We start from the raw sequence: 18,053 nt of genomic DNA on the forward strand, positions 1-18,053 counted from the left end.
TGATCAGTAGCCGTACTCGTGCCAGTTCTTCAGCACGCGTTCCTGGATCTCGGCCGGCCAGCCGTTCTCGAAGCTCCCCTTCACCGGACGGCCCCCCTCCGGATACAGGTCGGCGAGCAGGCAGTTGTAGATGACCTTGCCGGCGCGGAAGGAGCGGCTCTCCTCGTTGGAGAGGTAGACCGCGAGCTGCATGCTCAGCTCCGGCGGGAAGTGGAACTCGCCGCGGTCCACGTCCGGGTGCGAGCGGGTGGCGAACGCCCACACCACCTGCGCCAGGTCGGTGATGTCGACGTCGTCCTCGACCAGCAGGATCTTCGGCGCGTTCACCGACGGCTTGCCGCGGAAGATCACAGCGGCGATCTTCTCCGCGAGCTCGTGCGAGCCCAGGCCCGTGGTCTCGTGCCAGTCCTGCCGCACCGCCAGGGTCAGCCAGTGCACCGCGGCCTCGAAGTTGTACCAGGCCGACGAGACCGGCAGACCGGCCTCCCGCAGCAGATACAGGATCTCGGCGGCCGAGGTGACACCGATGATCGTGTGGTCCTCCTCGACCGGCGGCCCCGCGGCCACCACCGGCTGGATCGCGCCGTCCCGGTAGGTGATCGCCGAGACGTGGAACACCGCCTTGGGCGTGGCCTCGGTGGCGTTGTAGCCGGGGAACTCGTTGAAGGGCCCCTCCATCGCCGTCTCTTCGGGCAGCGCGATGTGGCCCTCGATCACGATCTCGGCGGTGGCCGGCACCATCAGGTCCACGGTCTCGGCCGGGACCACCTCGATCCCCTCGCCGAACACCGCGCCGAGGAAGTGCGACTCGTCGGCGCCGGCCGGCAGCGGCATCCCGCCGACCCACGGCAGCCCCGGCTCGACGCCGAGCGCCAGCGCGATCGGCATCTGCTCGCCGCGCTCGATCCACTGCTGCCGGATCACGCCGAGGTGCTGCGGCGCCGGGATCAGACAGGCCAGGGTCCGGCGGTCGCTGATCATCATCCGATTCACCGACCAGTTGGTCCACGTCCCGTCCGGCGTCCGGGCGATGTTCATGCCGTAGGTCTGGATATAGCGGCCGCCGTCGTTGCCGTGGATCCGCGGGGTCGGGAAGACGAACAGGTCGACGTCGTCGCCCAGCACCACGTTCTGCTTGCACGGCGCCTGCTCGCGCGGCACCGCCACCGGCGGGATCCCGGGCTTGCCGCGCGCGTCGGCGAGCGCCTCGACGATCTGCTGGCCGGTGGCGTCCGCCGCCAGGCCCAGGGCGAGCGCGATGCGCGCGAAGGGGTGGCCGGAGGCGCTGAGCGCGCCGGGGGCGCCGAACAGCCGGAAGCCGGTGTCGCCGTAGCCGGTGAGGTTGGTGAACAGCGGGGCCGGAGCCTGGAGGTCGTAGCAGCGGCGGATGACGGCGCCGGCTTCGAGATCCCAGTCGACCTGGGTGTCGATGCGCTTGAGGTCGCCGACGGCGTCGAGCGCGTCGAGGAACTCGCGCAGGCTCTTGAGGTGGGTCACGGTTCTTCCTTCTTCACTCGCCCCAGCGGGGCAGGTCCGGAACGTCGATGCCGAGCAGGTCCAGCGCCCGCCCGGCGGTGTGCTCGACGATGTCCGCGACGGTCCGCGGACGCAGGTAGAAGGCCGGGACGGGCGGCATGACGACGCCCCCGGACTCGGTCACGGCGGTCATCGCGCGCAGGTGGCCCAGCGTCAGCGGGGTCTCGCGGACCATCAGGACCAGGCGGCGGCGTTCCTTCAGCGTCACGTCGGCGGCGCGGGTCAGCAGGTTGTCGCCGTTGCCGTAGGCGATCGCGGACAGGGTTCTGATGGAACAGGGCGCGACGATCATCCCGGCGGTGCGGAACGATCCGGAGGCGATGGCGGCCCCGATCGAGGCGGGACGGTGGGCGACGTCGGCCATCGCGGCCAGGTCGGCGGCCGAGAGGCCGGTCTCGTAGGCTCGGGTCTGCTGTCCCGCGGGGGTGACCACGAGGTGGGTCTCGACGTCGGCCTTGCGGGCCAGTTCCAGGACCTTCAGCCCGTAGGCGATCCCGGTCGCCCCACTGATGCCGACCACCAGCCGCCGCCGTTCCATCGTGCCGCCCGCCTCTCCGTCCGGTTCTCGCGGCAGACGTTAGGAAGGGGCGATATCGCGGCTATATCGCGATGCCGAGCGGCGGCGATATCCCGCAGGTCACTCGTAGACGTCCCGGCTGACGCCGGCCAGCCGGGCCCGGATCCGCTCGAGGATGTACGGGTAGTTCTCGGCCTGGGCGGCGACGGAGGTCCAGATCTCGCAGGCCCGATCCCGGCGCCCGGAGGCGTCGTAGGCGTCCGCGAGGGCCAGCAATCCGTCGAACTCGTCCGCCGCCACGTTGTCGTTGTAGAGGTTGGCGGAGCTCTGATAGCAGACGTAGGCCGCGTCGAGGTCGCCGAGCGCGCGGTGGATGGCGCCGAGGGTGTCCAGGATCAGCGCTTGGTTGCGCCGGCGGCCCAGCGGCCGGGTCGTCTCCAGCGCGGCGGTGCTCCACTTCAGCGCTTCCTGGTAGCGCCCCTGGTTGAGCAGGCTGGATCCCATGAAGTGCATGGCGATGGACACGCTGGGCTCGTGGCGGATGTCGCGGGCCGCGGCGAGGTACTCCTCGGCGTGCCGCAAGGACCGCTCCGGGTCGCCGAGGTTGCGGCAGCAGGTGACCAGGGTCCGGTGGGTCTCGGCCTGGCCGGCCCGGTCTCCGAGCGCGCGCTGGATGCGCAGGGCGCGCTCGAGCTGGTAGCGGGCGGTGACGTGCTCGCCGGTGAAAGCCAGGGCGCGGCCGATGAGGAACAGCGCCCGGCTCTCGGCGGCGCGGTCGCCGAGGCGGCGGGCCGCGGCCAGGGCGAGGCGGCCCTGGCGGGCGGCGTCGTGGAACCGGCCGCGGATCATCAGGCCGCACGAGGTGGCGGCGACCAGGCGCCAGACGTAGTCGTCGAAGCCGTCGGCCCCATGGCTGATCAGGGCGGAGAGCACGGTCTGCTCCGCTGCCGACCACTCGAGCCCTTCTCGTTCGCCCGCGAAGGCCGGCGCGGCGAGCTCGGGTGGGAGGGGGATGCCGTCGGGCTCGACCGCGACCGGCAGCGTGGTGAAGCTGTGGTCGGCGGCGATGGCACTGCCGAGGTAGTAGTCGTAGAGGCGGTGGACCGCGGCGTGACGGGCCTCGGGGACGGCCGCGTCGACGACCAGCTCGGCGGCGAACGCCCGCAGCAGGTTGTGCATGGTGTAGCGGCCGGGATCGCCGTGGTCGGCGAGGAGGTTCATCGCGGCGAGTTCGTCGAGCAGTGCGGCCGCCCGGCCGGGCGCGATGTCGGCGAGCGCCGCCGCGGCCGGCACGGTGATCTCAGGGCCCGGATGCAGGCCGAGCAGGCGGAAGACGTGGGCCGCGGGTTCGGACAGCCGCAGATATGACCATGACAGCACGGCGCGCACGCTGCTGGCCGCGTCGTCGGCGACGTGCAGGGTGTCCAGCGTGCGGGCCTGAAGCTGCTCGGCGAGCGCGGTGAGCGGGATGCCCGCCATCGAGGCGGCGCGGGCGGCGGCGACGGACAGCGCCAGCGGCAGGTGCGCGCAGCGTTCGGCGATGGCTTCGACGGCGGATTCCTGACCGGCGACGCGGTGATCGCCCAGGCGGCGGACGAGCAGGGTGCGCGAGTCCTCGGCGGACAACGGGGCGAGGGCGATCTGCTCGGCGCCGTCCAGGGCGACCAGCCCGCCGAGCGCGCGGCGGCTGGTCACCAGCGCCCGGCAGCCGTCGCCGGCCGGCAGCAACGGACGCACCTGAGCGGCGTCGCGGGCGTTGTCGAAGACCATCAGGAGTCTGCCGCGGTCGGCCGTGGCGGCGCGGTAGCGGGCCATGCGGCCGGCCGGGGTGGCCGGAATGCTGTCCGGCGGCACGGCGAGGAAGTCCAGCAGCGCGCCGACGGCGTCGTCGGCGGACAGCGGGGCGTCGTCGGCGGCGAAGCCGTTGAGGTCGAGGTAGTAGCGGCCGTCGGGGAAGCGGTCGCCGACGGCGTGGGCCCAGGTCAGGGCGAGCGAGGTCTTGCCGACGCCGGCCGGGCCGGTCAGGACCGCGACGCGGCAGTCGGCGTCGGTGTCGGCGTCGGCGTCGGTGCCGTCCTCGGCGAGCATCCGCGTCAGGACTTCGAGTTCGCGATCTCGGCCGATGAGCAAGCGGGGACGTCGAGGAAGTTGCACTACCGGGGCTGTGGGTGGTGTGGCCGCCGTCGGCGGATCCGTCGCCCGCCACAGGCAAAGCAGAGACTTGATCGGCGCATCCGCGAGAACCAGCTGATGCAGTTTGCCCATCTGTACGGAGGGATCGGCGCCGAGGTTCTCCCTGAGCGTGGCCCGCAGCGTTCGGTAGGACGCCAGCGCCTCGGCGCGCCACCCGGCACCGTAGAAGGCGATCAACTGCCGCTCATAGAGAGGTTCGTGAAGCGGGCGCGCCTTGATCAGGTTGTCCAGGTACGGCACCGCTGCTTCATAACGGCCCGCGCCCAACAGCGCGTCGATCCGCAACTCTTCCAGCCGCAGCCACAAAGCATCGAAGGCTCCCCCGAACTCCGCACGCAAGATCTCGCACGGCACGTCCTCCAGCGGCTCACCACGCCACAGCCCGAGCGCGGCCTCTGCGACCACCTGCCCGTGCTGCCAGTCACCCGCTTCCACCGCGCGCCGCGCCGCCGCTTCGAGGCACGCGGCGTGAACATGATCGAGTTCTGAATCCTCGCGGATCAGCAGGCGGTAGCCGCCGTTGCCGGTCTGCACCCGCTCGGCGGCCGGACCGAGGATGCGCCGCAGCCGGGCGACGTAGTTCAGCAAAGCCATGCGGGCGTTGGCGGGCTTCGTGTTCGGCCACAGCGCGTCGATCAGGGTCTCGCAGGCGACCACCTGGTTCGGGCGCAGCGCCAGGCACGCCAGGATGACGCGCTGTTTGGGCGCGGCGACGGCCGTCGGATCGCCTTCGGCGTCGACTTCCAGCGGCCCCAGCAGTCCGAAGCGCACTGCCGACCTTCCCGTTGATGTCCCCTGCCGTCAGCACTTTAACTCGGATCGATCATCTACGGCGGTGCGAGATGCCGCCCGGCACTCCATCGCGCGGAGCGCCGGGCGGCATCCTGATGCGGGCCCTGATCAGTCGCGACGCACCCTCGACCGCCGCCAGACCACGACCCCGGCACCGGCGGCGCCGAAGCCGGTCAGCATCAGGCCGGCGGTCATCACTCCGGTGTTCGCGGAGTCCGTGGAGCCCGCGCCCGGGGCCTGCGGCTGGAACCCGCCGGCGCGGCCTTCGCGGTCGTAGGCGCTGCCCGGGAGCTTGTCGGCGTACCGGGACCGCACCAGCTTGTGATACTGCGCGAGCGTCAGCCCATTCCCGACCGAGGCGTGCGCGGTGTCGTTCAAGGGCAGGACCCGGCCGCCGACCACCTGGTACCAGGCGCCGATCTGCGGCTCCTGGAAGACGGTGGCGCCAGGCACGGCCTTGGCCGTGTACGTGGTCTCATCCGCACCCGAGGCGATGTTCACGACCTTCCAGCCGCCGTCGACCCGCGCCGTCCACACCGACGCATGCGAACCGGACGCGCTCACCGTGTCCGTGGCCATGAAGGCGAGCTGGGCGATCGGCGCCGCCGTCCCCGCCGCCGACGGATCGGCGACGAACGCCGGAGCGAGGGAGTAGACCGGCACCGTCGCGCTGTCGATGCGCGGTGCCTCCGCGACCGCCGCGGCCGCCAGCTGCTTCGCGTCTCCCTGCGGCTTCTGCCCGCCCGCCGCGAAGAACTGGCCGACGGTGCCGAGCGCACCGGCCGCGGCATCCCGCGCGGCAGCCACGTCACCACCGGAGGGTGCTGCCGGGATCGCGGGCGCCGTACCGGCGTGCGCCACGCCTGCCATCGCGAACGTCATCGCCACCACCGCGCCGACGACGGGAACCTTGCTGAGCTTCATCGTCCGCCTCCTCACGCGCCGATGTAGTCGAGAGAGTGCGTCCACGAGAACGAGCCGTTGCTCACGTAGTAGTTGTAGGAGCCCCAGTTGTAGCGGTAGTCGGACGGCCAGGGATCGCCCCAGTAGACCCAGCTCTGGCTCTGGTCATAGCCGTAGAGCACCTCCATGTGCCCGCCGCCGGAGGACCATTGGATGCGGGCCATCACCGGTCGGCCGGCGTCGACCTCGCGGATGATCGAGGAGTAGTACAGGTAGCCGGTGACGTAGTTGCCCGGCGAGATCCCGATCTGCTGGAAGGCGGTCTGGTCGTCGGCCAAGGTGGCCTGCGAATTGGAGCACGAGGCGTTCAGGTCGTTGCCGAACGCCATGTTGCAGAACTGGTTCTGGGAGTAGTTGTAGCCGTAGAACGTGGCAACGGTGTTGCCGGAGGCGGCCCAGCACCAGTTCGAGTACTGCTGAGCCTGCATGGTGATGTCGAGCTTGTTGGCGGTCGCGGCCGAGGCCGGTGCGGCGACGGCGGTGAACAGCGCGAGTGCCGCCGCGAGCACGGCGGCCCGCAGCCGTCCGGTGTGCTTGGCATGCGAGGTGGGGGGCACGGGGGACTCCCTTCGGGTCCGTCCGGGTGGATGGTGGCGTGAGCGTAGGACCGCCCTGACCAGCCCGGACAGAGCCCGTCGAGCCCCCACGGCGACACGGTGAAGGCCCCGTCAAGGGTTCACACCCGCCCCTCCTGTGAACACTGCGCAAACCCCGGGTCAGCGCACCTTGACAGGCTCCTGAACACCGCAGTTGCCTGTTTCCCTGTGAACATTCACACCGGTTCGCCCAACCCCACGACAGCCCTGCGCACCGGCCCCTTCGCCGACGCCCTCCGCGCCGCGATCACCGCCCGCGGCCTCTCCCTGGACAGCCTCCAGCGCCACCTCGCCGACCGCGGCGTCCGCGTCGGCACCGCCACCCTCAGCTGCTGGCAGAACGGCCGGCGACGGCCCGAGCGCCCGTCCTCGCTCCGCGCCGTATCAGCCCTCGAGGACATCCTCGGACTGCCCTCCGGCTCCCTGCTGGTCCTCCTCGGCCCACCGCGCCCCCGGGGCCACGGCATCGGACTGCCCGCCGGCTCCCGGGAGTACCGGCACATCCTCCCCACCTGGGCCGCACTGACCGGCCTGCTCGCCTCCCTGGGCACAGCCGCCGACACCAAACTCCACATAGCAGCCCAGCACGAACAGGTCTGGATCGACGCCACCGGCTCCAGCCCCCGCCGCGAAACCTTCCAGGTCCTCCGCGCCCACCAGGACAGCGTCGACCGCTACGTGGCCATCGTCGACGCCGACCCGGGCGCCGACATAGAGCGCGTGGACCTGGAGGCACTGGAGAACTGCCGCGTCGGCCGCATCCGCAGAGACGCCGAGGCCGGCCTCCTCGTGGCCGAGCTGCTCTTCGACCTCACCCTCCGACCGAACCAGACCCACCTGATCCGCTACGCGGTGGTGGACCGCTCAGCGGTCGAGTGCAGTGACTTCCACCGCGGCTTCCGCTTCCCGGCCGGCCAGTACGCCCTCCAAGTCCGCTTCGACCAGCAGAGGCTCCCGGTGGCCTGCTTCGCCTACCAGGGCAGCACCGAACAGGAACTGCCGATGACCGGCCACCACGCCGTCCACATCAACGTCGCCCCGGTTCCACCCGGAATCGTCGGCATCCGATGGGACTGGCGCTGATCACTCCCGCACGCGCCCCATCCCGAGCGCACGCAGCACCCCGACCACCGCATACGAGACCGCCAGCACGACGAAGAACAGCCCCACCGTCGCCCCCGCACCCACGTCCCCCGGCGGGAAGACGATCTGCCGCACCACGTTCAGCACGACCGCCACCACGATGAACACGCCCCACGGAAAGCGCCGCATCCCCGACTCCCGTCGTTTTTAACACACCCGTATCACAACCAATCTAGCACACGCGTGTGATAATCGCGCCATGCCCAAAGTCGTCGACCACACCGCCCGCCGCGCCGAGCTCACCGAAGCTCTCTGGCGCGTGGCCCTCCGCGACGGCTTCGACGCGGTGACCGTCCGCTCCGTGGCGCAGGAGGCCGGCTGGTCCCCCGGCGCCCTCCGCCACTACTTCCCGGACAAGGCGGAGATGGTTCTGTTCGCCATGGACCTGGTGGCCGAGGAGTCAGCCCGCCGCATCCAGACGGTCTACGCGGGCATGCAGGAAGCCACCCCCGCCGCGATCCAGCAGCATCTCGAGCAACTGCTCCCCCTCGACACCCCGCGCCGTATCGAGTCAGAGGTCTGGTTCGCCCTGGTCACCCTCGCCCACACGGACGCCCGCGTCGCCGAACGCCGAACCCAGATCGACGGCATGATCCGCGACTCGGTCCACAGCGTCGTGCTGGCACTCCGCGAGATCGGTCAGCTGGGCGAAGGCCGCGACGAGACAGTGGAGACGCAGCGACTGCACGCGTTGCTCGATGGATTGGTGCTGCAACTGATGGCGGAGCCGCCGCGGTTGGGAGCGGAGGACGCGCAAGCGGTGGTCGCGCGACACTTGGCGGATCTGGCAGAAGGTTAAGGCACCAACACGGCCCGTCCCGCAACCTTCCCCTCACCGACCGCCGCCATGGCCTCCGCAGCGGCATCCAAGGGGAAGACCTCCGTCGCCAGCGAAACCCTCCCCGCCGCCACCAGCCTCATCAGCTCGCTCAACTCCGCGTGCGTGCCGATCTGGTTGCCGAGCAAGGTCAGCTCACGGTTGATCATGTCGAGATGCTCGATACGCACGCCGCCTCCGTAGCCGACGATCGAGTAGACCGCGCCCTTCGCCAGCATGCGCATCGCCTGCTCGGGCACGGCGCCCTCACCGACGAGGTCCAGGACGGCTTGGGCGCCGCGGCCGCCGGTCAGGTCCAAGACCGCGTCGGCCGCCTGCTCGGCCGGGAGGGGCAGGACCGCGTCGGCGCCCAGAGTCCGTGCGGTTTCGGCGCGCACGGAGTCAGGCTCGACGACCACGACCGTGGCGGGGGTCAGAATCTTCAGGAGCTGCACGGCGATCTGACCCACTCCCCCAGCGCCAAGACAGACCACTGTCGCGCCCACACCACCCCCGCTCACAAACGGCGCCAGCCGCCGCACCGCATGCATGGCCGTCAGACCCGCGTCGGCGAACGGGGCCAGGGTCGCGGGCTCGGTCCCCTGCGCCAGCTTCACCAACGCGCGGGCCGACGTCACCATCAGCTCGGCGTAGCCGCCAGCCCAGCCGTCGACGCCCGGAAACCGCCACGTCCCGCAGTGCATGTCCATCCCGCGGCGGCATGCGTCGCAGAACCCGCAGGTGACCGCGGGGTGCACGATGACCGGATCGCCCACCGCCACGTGCGAGACACCCGTGCCGACGGCCTCGACCCACCCTGCGTTCTCGTGCCCGAGCGTCAACGGCAGCCGTTGCTGGAACGCCGCTTCCAACCCGCCTTCGACGATATGCAGATCGGTCCGGCAGATCCCCGCCCCGGCGATCCGCACGACCACGTCATCAGGCCCCTGAACCACTGGCTCCGGCACCTCCGCCACGACCGGCGGCCGCCCGAACTCCACCACCTGCACAGCACGCATAGCCCTACGCCTCTCCGAAGCACCGAGGATCACGGATCACCAAGCGGTCATGTCTCTCGCACCAGATGCACCACCACACTCGCCGGATCCCCACCTCCCAGTCCCAGAGGCAGTCCCCGGCTCAGCAGCACAGCACCGTGATGCACCGTCCCGGTCCGCACGTCCCGGTACCGTCCCCCGGCATCAACTCCCCGCAGCACCACCGGACGCTCCACCTGCGCGAAGCGCCGCTCCCGCCGATACGCGATCAGCACGACCTCCGACCCGTCAGCCGCGACGTACTCCACACCGCTCAGATCACCCGCCGCGTCGCCGAAGCCGTAGCGGATTCCGTGCTGCACCACCGGCCGGATCCGCTTGTACTGCGTCACCAGCTCCTTCGCGGTCTCCCGCTCCGCCCCGCTCCACCGCGTCAAGTCGCCGCCGATGCCGAGCACTCCCGCCATGGCGACGTGGAAGCGGAACTCCAGGGGGATCGCGCGCCCGGTGTGCGGATTCGGCGAGTCCGTCACCCACGCGGACATCACCCGCGCCGGATACATCTGCGCGAAGCCGTCCTGAATCGCCAACCGGTCCAAGGCATCCGTGTTATCCGAAGTCCAGACCTGGTCGACCCGCCGCAGGATCCCCGCATCGAGCCGGCCACCGCCCCCGCTGCACGCCTCGATCCGCAGTCCTGGATGGTCAGTGCGCAAATGGTCCAGCACCGCATAGAGGTTGTCGACGTAGCCCCGCCAAACCGCGTCGCCGAACTCGGGGCCTGGCCCCACCTCCGAAAGCGGCCTGTTCATATCCCACTTCAAGAACCCGATGTCGTTCTCGGCCACCAACCGGTCGAGGCGCTCGTGCACCCAGGCCGCCACGTCAGCGCGCGCCAGGTTCAGCACCAGCTGGTTCCGGTGCTCGCTCCGCTGCCGAAAGGGCTGGTGCAGAACCCACTCCGGATGCTCCCGGTACAACTCGGAGTCCGCGTTCACCATCTCCGGCTCGACCCACAAGCCGAAGTCCATCCCCAGTTCCCGTACGCCCTTCACCAACGGCGCGAGCCCGTCCGGGAACCGCTCCGGACTCGGCCACCAGTCCCCCAGCCCTGCTCGGTCCGACGTCCGCCGCCCGAACCAGCCGTCGTCCATGACGAACAGCTCCACACCGAGCTCGGCCGCTTGCCGTGCCAAGGCCAGCTGGCCTTCCAGGGAGATGTCGAAGCCGGTCGCTTCCCACGAGTTGTAGACGACCGGCCGCAGCTCGTCGGTGTGCGGCAGGACATGGCCCGACAGGTACGCGTGCCAAGCCTGCGAAGCAGCGGTGAACCCGCCGTCCGTCCAGGCGCCCGCGCTCACCGGCGTGGTCAGCGTCTCGCCCGGAGCCAGCGGCCACACCAGATCCTCGTGGCCGAACCCGGCGGACAGCGCCATCCGGTCGGCCGGCGTCCGCTCGGCCGTGATCCGCCAGCTGCCGCTCCACGCGAGCGTGCAGCTGAACACCTGACCGTGGCTCGTCCCCGCGGTGCCGTCGTCGACCATGACCCACGGATTCGCGTGGTGGCTCGTGATGCCGCGCCGGCTCGTCAGCACGGTCTCGCCATAGGGCAGCGACGACCTGTTCAGGCGCGTCTCCGCCGCCCATCGCCCCCGCACCTGACTCAGCCGGTAGTCCGCCAGCGGCGGGAGCGTCCACGACGCCGAGTCGGCCCGCAGCACGTCGACGGGTTCGTCGCCGGCGGCACCGGTGTGACGCACCACGAGATGGCGTTCGATCACCGGGCTTCCCCTCCGAACCCGATGGTGGCTTTCCACAGCCAGTGGATAGTGCCGGTCGGCGAAGCTCAGGACGAGTTCCGCGGCGTCGGGTCCGGCGTCGACGTCGGCACCGGCGAACTCCACCTCCAGCTCGCGCGTCCCGTCGGCGAACCGCACCGCCAACTGCGCGTGCCCGAACTGGAAAGCCGCCCCGACCGCCAGCTCCAGCGGCCCTTCCACGTCGTCCTCGAACGGCCACTGCCCACCCAGGGCGACCGCTCCGAAGCCGGCGCCGGCACCGCTCGCCTGGCAGCCTCCCACCAGCCCCGCCGCCTGCTCCGAACTCAGCCCTCGACCCCAGTGCGCGGAGAGCAACCGATCCTTCGCATCGATCCACAGCACCGAGCACGACCCGCCGGCCGTCAGCACCCAGGCGCGTGCTCCGGGAATCGGCCTGATGAGCGTCATGATTCCCTTTCAGCCCTTGACCGCGCCGCCGGTCAGGCCCTTGACGAAGTGCTTCTGCAACAGGAAGTAGAAGATCACCACGGGGAGCGCGGCCAGGAACATCAAGCCGAACAGCTGCCCGTAGTCCGACTGGTGCTCGCCCAGAGCGCGATAGACGCCGACGGTCACCGTCGTGCCCCCGACCGGGCCGAGGATGATCAGCGGGTCCAGGAAGTCGTTCCAGATCCATACCCCGAGGAAGATCAGGACGCTCGCCGTGGCCGGGCGGAGCAGCGGGAAGACCACCGTCCAGAACGTCCGCCACCGGCCGGCGCCGTCCAAGGCCGCCGCCTCCTCCAGCTCGATGGGGATCGAGCGGATGAAGCCGGCGAACACGAACACCCCGAAGGGGATGTAGTAGCCGACGTTGAACGCGACCATCCCGCTCAGCGTCGTCATCAGATGCGTCAGGCGCAGGATCCGCACCACCGGCACCAGGATCACCTGCGGCGGGATCATCAGCCCGGCCAGCAGCACCAGCAGCGTCAGCCGGGCGAACCGGCTCCGGGTGCGGCACAGGTAGTGGCCGAGCATCGCCGACAACACCGCCAGCACGACGATCGACACCACCGTGATCTCAGCGCTGTTCAGCAGACCGGCCCAGTACAGATTGTCCGGCCGGTCCATCACGGCCTTCAGGTTGTCCAGCGTCGGCGGCCACGGCACCGAGGTCGGCGACCCACTGATGTCGTCACCCGGCTTGAAGACGTTCACCACGACCAGATACAGAGGCAGCGCGAACACCGCTGTGACCATCAGAGCGACCAACGGCCGCACCCACGGCGCCCGCGATTCGTCCCGCCGCCCGGCCCGCATGCCGGACCCGAGCCGGTCCGGGCGCCCGTCCCGCTCGGCCCCCTCGGCTGTTCCGGCCGCCCCGGCCCGCTCCACCCCCGCCACCGAACCGGCCATCACAGCTCCACCTCCCGCCGCTGCAACAGCCGCAGGGCCACGCTCGACACCACGGCGACGATCGCCAGCATCACCACAGCCATCGCCGAAGCCAGCCCGGTCTTGTTCTCCGTGAACCCGGTCTGGATCACGCTGTACGCCACCGTCGCAGTGGTCCCGCTCCCGGGGCCGCCGTGCGTGATCACCTGCACGAAGTCGTAGGTCTTGAACCCGGTGATCAGCAGCATCACGGTGTTGATCGTCAAGGCCGGCGCCAGCATCGGCCACGTCACCCGCCGGAACCGCGTCCACCGTCCCGCGCCGTCGATCGCCGCCGCCTCCAGCAGCTCGTCCGGCACGCCCTGAAGCCCGGCCAGATAGACCACCGTGCAGAAGCCCAGCAGCTGCCAGCTCGCGATCGAGCCCACCGAGTACAGCGCGATCGACGGATCGGACAGCCAGCCCGGCGGGTCGTCCACCCCGAGCGACTTGAGCACGGTGTCCAGCAGCCCCCCGTCGGCGAGCATGGCCTGCCACACCACGGACACCACCACCGAGCTGAGCACCACCGGCACGAAGAACACCGTCCGCAGTGCGCGATAGAGGCGCCCCTGCCGGTTCAGCAGCACCGCGATCGCCAGCCCGCCGAGGTTGGGCACCAGCACGATGATGAACGTCAGGATCGCCGTGACCCGAATCTGCATCAGGAAGTCGGGGTCCTGGAACAGCCGCACGTAGTTGTGGAACCCGGTGAACTTCGTGTGCGGCAGGAACGCGTCGGCGTTGGTGAAGCTGTAGCCGACACTGAGGACCAGCGGCGCGAAGACGAAACACGCGTAGAAGAGCAGACCCGGCGCGCCGAACCCGAGGAAGTACCCCAGGTTCGCGCGCCGGGGCAGCGCCGAGCGCTGTGGACCCCGTGTGTCTTGCATCGATGTCATGGAGTGACCTTGTACGTGGTGCCCGCCGTGGTGGCGAAGGTGGCCCGGCCACCGGAGACGGTGACGGGGACGGTGGATCCGTCGGCGGTGACGGTCGCCGTGCCGGTGGTCCACGGCAGGACCAGCGTCGCGTTCCCGCCGGCCTGGCTGGTGATCCCGACGGAGGCGACGGCGCCGCCGCTGATCGCACTGCTCACCAGGAACGCCCCCTTGGCCAGCAGCGTGAAGGAGGCGTTCCGCGCGGTCGGCCAACACGGGAAGACCCGGATCACGCCGCCCTCGCTCTGCATCAGCATCGAGTTCAGCGTCTCGGTGGAGGCGGTGGTCTCGATGCCGCCGCCGCCCTGGAAGACGGTGTCGTTGCTGGACCGCCACAGGTGCGCGATGGACGCCTTGAACTTCTGGAAAAGGTCTTCCGCGGGCCACCCGACGCGGGCCGCGATCGGGAACTCCTTGGGGAACCCGTTGTTGGAGTTCCCACCGGAGGTGACGCCCCACGAGTTCATCTGCGCCAGGGAGTTGATGGCGTACTGCACGAGGTTCGCGTCACCGCCGATCGAGCACTGCTCACCGGGGAAGATGACGCCCTCCATGTTGATCGGCTGGTTGCCCGGCTCGAACTTGTCCGGCAGCTGCGGGTTGTTGATGACCTCGGCCGTGTAGAAGACGGTCACGCCGTTGTAGGTCCCGGTCGGGTACTTGCTGAGCTTGTTCAGGAAGTCCTGCCATGTGGGCCGCAGCGAGGCGTCCACGCCGAGGATCACCGACGTCTCCAACAGCGTGTTGATCACCTTGCGCGCGAAGCCGAGGTCGAGGTTGGGGTTGGTGTCGTCACCGCCCTCATGTGCCGAGGTGTGCTCGAAGACCCACCGCGAACCGTCCCACACCGCGAAGTCCCGCCAGAACGCGTCCAGCTCCTTCAACAGCGGATACAGCTGGCTCTGCAGGTAGGTCTGGTCGCGGGTGTACTCCCAGTGCCAGATCAAGGGCAGCGCCGCGAAGCTCGCGTTGGACTTCTGGTCGGCGGGGAGCTTGGTGTAGTCCTTCGTCGACGCGACCGGCGTCGTGGACGGCGCGGTCTCGTACAGATGGAACGGCGCGAGGCTTCGCTGGAAAGCGGTGCCCTGATACCCGGCGCTGTGCGTCTTGTTCCGCTGCCACGGGACCTCGTTGTAGATCAGCCGCCGGTATGGCTCCGAAAGATCCGCGTGGTTCGAGGAGAAGGCGCCGTAGTACAGCGCCTCCTCGTTGTAGTTCAGGAAGTACCGGCCGCCCCAGCTCGGCGTGTCGTTGGTCGGCCACATGCCCCACAGCGACGGCGGGTTGGCCCCGGCGCGGGTGGCGCTGCCCAGCACGTACTGCGCGTTGAAGTAGTACGTCTCCAGCTGCGAGTCGCCGACGACGATGTTCGACCGGGTCCAGAAGTCCTGCCAGAACGCCGTGTGCGTGGCCTTGGCGTTCGTCAGCCACGTGGCGTCGATCGCAGCCGCGGCGGTGACCGCCTTGTCCCGCAGCTGGGTCGGCGACGGCATGGTCGTCGTCGCCGACACGTCCTGCGCGGCCGCCCGCAGCACCGTGACCAGCGTGACGGTGCCACCGCCCGGCAGCGTGAACTTGCCGGTCCCGGACACGGAGGTCGAACTGGTGCTGCTGTAGGAGGAGCCCACGAGCTTGGTCGCCGCGGCCACGGTGGAGCGCAGACTGGTCGGGCTGTAAGCGGAGGCGTTGTTCTGGCGGGTCGTCCACACCGCGCCGTTGCTCACGCCGCCAGCCGAGGGATACGCGGCGTCGGAGGCGACGATCTGCTGCGCGCTGAGCGTGATCGACGCGCTGCCGGCCGGGGACGATATCTCGGTGACCAGCACGCTGTCCTGGTCGGCCGTCCATGAACGGAGCGTCACTTTGACCCCGGAGAACGCCAGCACCGTGGTGACCGCGGCACCGGCCAAGTCGGTCTTCATCGAGTAGCCGGACGCGGCGGTCGCCCCGGGCGCGGCGACGGTCAGCGTGCTCGCCGCCAGGATCGAGTTCTGCCACGACGTGCCGTTGCGCGCATTGCCCCAGTGGCTGTGGAAGCCGAAGTGGTACGTCTGCTGCGCGGCCGAGGAGTCGCCGACCACGGCGCCGAAGTAGCCGTTGCCCAGCAGCATGCCGGTCGTGTACTTGTTCGTCACCACGCCGCTGATCGGGGCGCTGACGTGCGGGCCGACGGCGGCCAGCTGGGCCTGGACGGCGGACCAGTCGACGCCGGTGGCGGTGGCGGTGGCGGTGGCTGCGGCTGCGGCTGGGGCTGGGGCTGGGGCTGGGGGGCCGGCGACGGAGCCAGCCGACCCGCCACGTCCCGGCGTCGCAGCAGCCTCAGCGCTCGAAACCCCGCTCCCGACGATGGCCGCGCCGATCCCGGCGGCGGTCCCGCCGAGCAGTGCCCGACGCCCGACCTGCTGTTGCTCGTTGGTGCTCACGTTCTCTCCTCACTGGTGCGCAAAGATGGACTGAGCTGGACATCAAGGGGTGATCCGGTAAGTCCGGCCGGAAGCCGTCGGAAACAGGGCCGCACCGGCCGAGGCCGTGATCAGGGATCCGCGGCTGAGTTCCGAGGACACGGGCAGGTCTCCTGTCAGTTCTCGACGACGGCGGGTGCCCCGGTGCGGGCCGAGGCCACCGCGGCCTCGACCATCGCCAGGCTGCGCAGGTTGTCATGGCACTCCCCCTCGGGGACCTCGCCGCTGCGCAGCGCGCGCACGAACCCGGCGAGCACCTCGGCCAGGCCGGGGAACTCGGCGGACTGGGGGGCGACCGGCAACGTCTCGGACGCGGGTGCGGGTCCGCCCTCCTCGCGGGCCGGGGTGAGCACCGGGGCGGTGACCCCGTCCCAGGTCGCGCATCCGCCGGCGCCCTCCAGGTACCAGGAGCCGGTCCAGGACGTGAAGTCCGAGCGCGCGGTCCAGCAGCCGGTGAACGCGAAGTGCAGGCCGCCGTCCATCCGGAACAGCGCCTCGGCGGAGTCGTTGCCGGGATACCAGGACCACGGGGTGCGGTACGCGTTGCAGAACACGGACTGCGCCTCAGCTCCAGTGACGGCGCGCGCCGCGTCGAAAAGGTGGATCGCCATCTCGCGCAGCAGCGGCTCGTCCCACAGGTGGACGTAGGGCCCGGCGCGGTGCGGGAGGCGGAAGTCGATTTCGAGGCGGGTCAGCGGTGCCAGACGCGCGGCGGCTCGCTGGAGCGCCTTGGTGCCGGACAGGTGGCGCCGGTCCTGGGTGACGGCCAGCAGCCGGCCCGTCCGCTCGGCGACCGCGACCAAGTCCCGTGCTTCGGCCAGGGACATGGCCATCGGCTTCTCCGTCAGCACGGCGCAGCCGTGTTCGAGGGCAGTCGTGGTCACGGCCCGGTGTGCGGCCGGCGGCGCGCTGTTGAAGACGATGTCCGGTCCGAGCTCGTCCAGCATCGCGGCGAGGTCGGTGCCGACCGCGACGGCGGCACCGGCCTCCTTCGCCGCGTCGCGGACGGCCGCCTCGTCGAGGTCGACCCACCCGGCCAGGTCGGTGTCGGGCTGGAGCGCGATCTCGCGAGCCCAGTTGCGGCCCATGAACCCGGCGCCGACGATGAGCGCGCGCAGCGGTCCGGGCGTGGCGACGGTGTGGAAGGCATTCACCGCTCCCACCACCCGACCGGCGACGGAGCGTCCGCGAAGTGGCCGCCGACCGGGCCGGCGGGAGCCGCCCAGCGGACGGCGTTGGCGATCACGTCCTGGACCTCCTTCTGGTGGTAGACCGGACACTCCTGATCGCCGGGGCCGAAGTAGAAGACCCGGCCGGCGCCGCGGGTGTAGCAGGCGCCGCTGCGGAACACCTCGCCGCCGGTGAACGAGGACAGGAACACCAGCTCGTCCGGCTCCGGGACGTCGAACGGCTCCCCGTACATCTCGTCGTGCGGGATCACCAGCGGCTGCGGGATGCCGGCCGCGATCGGGTGGCCGGGCTTGACGGTCCACACCAGCTGCCGGTCGTCACCGTGCCGCCAGCGCCGGTCGCAGCTGGTCCCCATCAGGGACCTGAACAGCTTCGACCCGGCGCCGGAGTGCAGCACCACGAGCCCCATGCCGTCCAGCACGCGGCGCCGCACGCGGGCGATGGTCTCGTCGTCCATCTCGGCGTGCAGCAGGTGGCTCCACCAGACCAGGACGTCGGTGGCCTCGACCGCTTCCGCGGTGAGCCCGTATCCGGGTTGGTCCTGGGTGGCGGTGACGATGGCGGCCGCCGCTCCCAGCCGGTCCGCCAGGCCTGCGGCGACGGTGCCGTGGATGCCGAGCGGGTAGCGTTCGGCGATCTCGGGCCGGGTGAGTTCGTGGTGGTTCTCGTTGAACACGAGTATCCGCACTGGCGAAGTCCTCTCGGGG

Annotated in this window: 15 protein-coding genes; 2 read left to right on the forward strand and 13 right to left on the reverse strand. The window is 70.4% G+C overall.

The window, feature by feature from the left end:
* Window positions 1-3 precede the first annotated feature (3 nt).
* From ABD466_RS24275 to ABD466_RS24295, 5 genes are all read right to left on the reverse strand, one after another.
* Complete coding sequence (locus ABD466_RS24275; protein ID WP_344659459.1) at window positions 4-1,497, reverse strand: UbiD family decarboxylase; 1,494 nt, start codon at window positions 1,495-1,497, stop codon at window positions 4-6.
* Window positions 1,498-1,510: 13 nt separating this feature from the next.
* The gene (locus tag ABD466_RS24280; RefSeq protein ID WP_344659460.1) at window positions 1,511-2,074 is read right to left on the reverse strand and encodes a UbiX family flavin prenyltransferase; all 564 of its coding nucleotides are present in this window, start codon (window positions 2,072-2,074) and stop codon (window positions 1,511-1,513) included.
* A gap of 99 nt (window positions 2,075-2,173) precedes the next feature.
* A complete protein-coding gene (locus ABD466_RS24285) occupies window positions 2,174-5,017 on the reverse strand; it encodes an AfsR/SARP family transcriptional regulator (protein ID WP_344659461.1) in 2,844 nt (947 codons plus the stop codon).
* A gap of 129 nt (window positions 5,018-5,146) precedes the next feature.
* Window positions 5,147-5,962, reverse strand: a complete 816-nt coding sequence (locus ABD466_RS24290) for a hypothetical protein (RefSeq protein ID WP_344659462.1) — start codon at window positions 5,960-5,962, stop codon at window positions 5,147-5,149.
* Window positions 5,963-5,973: 11 nt separating this feature from the next.
* Window positions 5,974-6,558: a papain-like cysteine protease family protein gene (locus ABD466_RS24295; protein WP_344659463.1), complete on the reverse strand. Its 585-nt coding sequence runs from the start codon at window positions 6,556-6,558 to the stop codon at window positions 5,974-5,976.
* A 207-nt stretch (window positions 6,559-6,765) separates the two neighbouring features.
* Here ABD466_RS24295 and ABD466_RS24300 point away from each other — a divergent pair, with 207 nt between their 5' ends.
* Window positions 6,766-7,680 (forward strand): helix-turn-helix domain-containing protein, encoded by a 915-nt coding sequence (locus ABD466_RS24300; protein ID WP_344659464.1) that lies wholly within the window; start codon window positions 6,766-6,768, stop codon window positions 7,678-7,680.
* Here ABD466_RS24300 and ABD466_RS24305 read toward each other — a convergent pair whose 3' ends face one another.
* Window positions 7,681-7,869, reverse strand: coding sequence for a hypothetical protein (locus ABD466_RS24305; RefSeq protein ID WP_344659465.1), 189 nt, complete (start codon window positions 7,867-7,869; stop codon window positions 7,681-7,683).
* Window positions 7,870-7,939: 70 nt separating this feature from the next.
* On the opposite strand from ABD466_RS24305, the gene ABD466_RS24310 reads away from it, so the two are divergent.
* Entirely contained in the window at window positions 7,940-8,539 is a 600-nt protein-coding gene (locus ABD466_RS24310; protein WP_344659466.1) for a TetR/AcrR family transcriptional regulator, read from the forward strand.
* Here the strand turns inward: ABD466_RS24310 and ABD466_RS24315 are convergent.
* The 7 genes from ABD466_RS24315 to ABD466_RS24345 form a co-directional block, all read right to left on the reverse strand.
* Entirely contained in the window at window positions 8,536-9,576 is a 1,041-nt protein-coding gene (locus ABD466_RS24315) for an alcohol dehydrogenase catalytic domain-containing protein (protein WP_344659522.1), read from the reverse strand. The two genes, ABD466_RS24310 and ABD466_RS24315, sit on opposite strands and share 4 nt — an antisense overlap.
* A gap of 47 nt (window positions 9,577-9,623) precedes the next feature.
* Window positions 9,624-11,783, reverse strand: coding sequence for an alpha-galactosidase (locus tag ABD466_RS24320; RefSeq protein WP_344659467.1), 2,160 nt, complete (start codon window positions 11,781-11,783; stop codon window positions 9,624-9,626).
* Between the two features lie 9 nt (window positions 11,784-11,792).
* Window positions 11,793-12,638, reverse strand: coding sequence for a carbohydrate ABC transporter permease (locus tag ABD466_RS24325; RefSeq protein WP_344659523.1), 846 nt, complete (start codon window positions 12,636-12,638; stop codon window positions 11,793-11,795).
* A 95-nt stretch (window positions 12,639-12,733) separates the two neighbouring features.
* Complete coding sequence (locus ABD466_RS24330) at window positions 12,734-13,654, reverse strand: carbohydrate ABC transporter permease (protein WP_425558724.1); 921 nt, start codon at window positions 13,652-13,654, stop codon at window positions 12,734-12,736.
* A complete protein-coding gene (locus ABD466_RS24335) occupies window positions 13,651-16,116 on the reverse strand; it encodes a glycosyl hydrolase family 95 catalytic domain-containing protein (protein WP_344659468.1) in 2,466 nt (821 codons plus the stop codon). The genes ABD466_RS24330 and ABD466_RS24335 overlap by 4 nt, the downstream gene beginning before the upstream one ends.
* A gap of 155 nt (window positions 16,117-16,271) precedes the next feature.
* Window positions 16,272-17,309 carry a Gfo/Idh/MocA family protein gene (locus ABD466_RS24340; RefSeq protein ID WP_344659469.1) on the reverse strand — a complete coding sequence of 346 codons (1,038 nt, stop codon included), beginning with the start codon at window positions 17,307-17,309 and terminating at the stop codon, window positions 16,272-16,274.
* Window positions 17,306-18,034 (reverse strand): ThuA domain-containing protein, encoded by a 729-nt coding sequence (locus ABD466_RS24345; protein ID WP_344659470.1) that lies wholly within the window; start codon window positions 18,032-18,034, stop codon window positions 17,306-17,308. Before ABD466_RS24345 ends, ABD466_RS24340 begins: the two co-directional genes overlap by 4 nt.
* Window positions 18,035-18,053: the final 19 nt, after the last annotated feature.

It is taken from the genome of Catenulispora subtropica, from assembly GCF_039531675.1.
Taxonomy (GTDB): domain Bacteria; phylum Actinomycetota; class Actinomycetes; order Streptomycetales; family Catenulisporaceae; genus Catenulispora; species Catenulispora subtropica.

Coding starts and splice junctions, on each gene's coding strand:
- ABD466_RS24280 (WP_344659460.1), bottom strand. CDS start 2,074: ATGGAACGGCGGCGGCTGGTGGTCGGCATCAGTGGGGCGACCGGGATC.
- ABD466_RS24290 (WP_344659462.1), bottom strand. CDS start 5,962: ATGAAGCTCAGCAAGGTTCCCGTCGTCGGCGCGGTGGTGGCGATGACG.
- ABD466_RS24305 (WP_344659465.1), bottom strand. CDS start 7,869: ATGCGGCGCTTTCCGTGGGGCGTGTTCATCGTGGTGGCGGTCGTGCTG.
- ABD466_RS24310 (WP_344659466.1), top strand. CDS start 7,940: ATGCCCAAAGTCGTCGACCACACCGCCCGCCGCGCCGAGCTCACCGAA.
- ABD466_RS24315 (WP_344659522.1), bottom strand. CDS start 9,576: ATGCGTGCTGTGCAGGTGGTGGAGTTCGGGCGGCCGCCGGTCGTGGCG.
- ABD466_RS24320 (WP_344659467.1), bottom strand. CDS start 11,783: ATGACGCTCATCAGGCCGATTCCCGGAGCACGCGCCTGGGTGCTGACG.
- ABD466_RS24325 (WP_344659523.1), bottom strand. CDS start 12,638: ATGCGGGCCGGGCGGCGGGACGAATCGCGGGCGCCGTGGGTGCGGCCG.
- ABD466_RS24330 (WP_425558724.1), bottom strand. CDS start 13,654: ATGACATCGATGCAAGACACACGGGGTCCACAGCGCTCGGCGCTGCCC.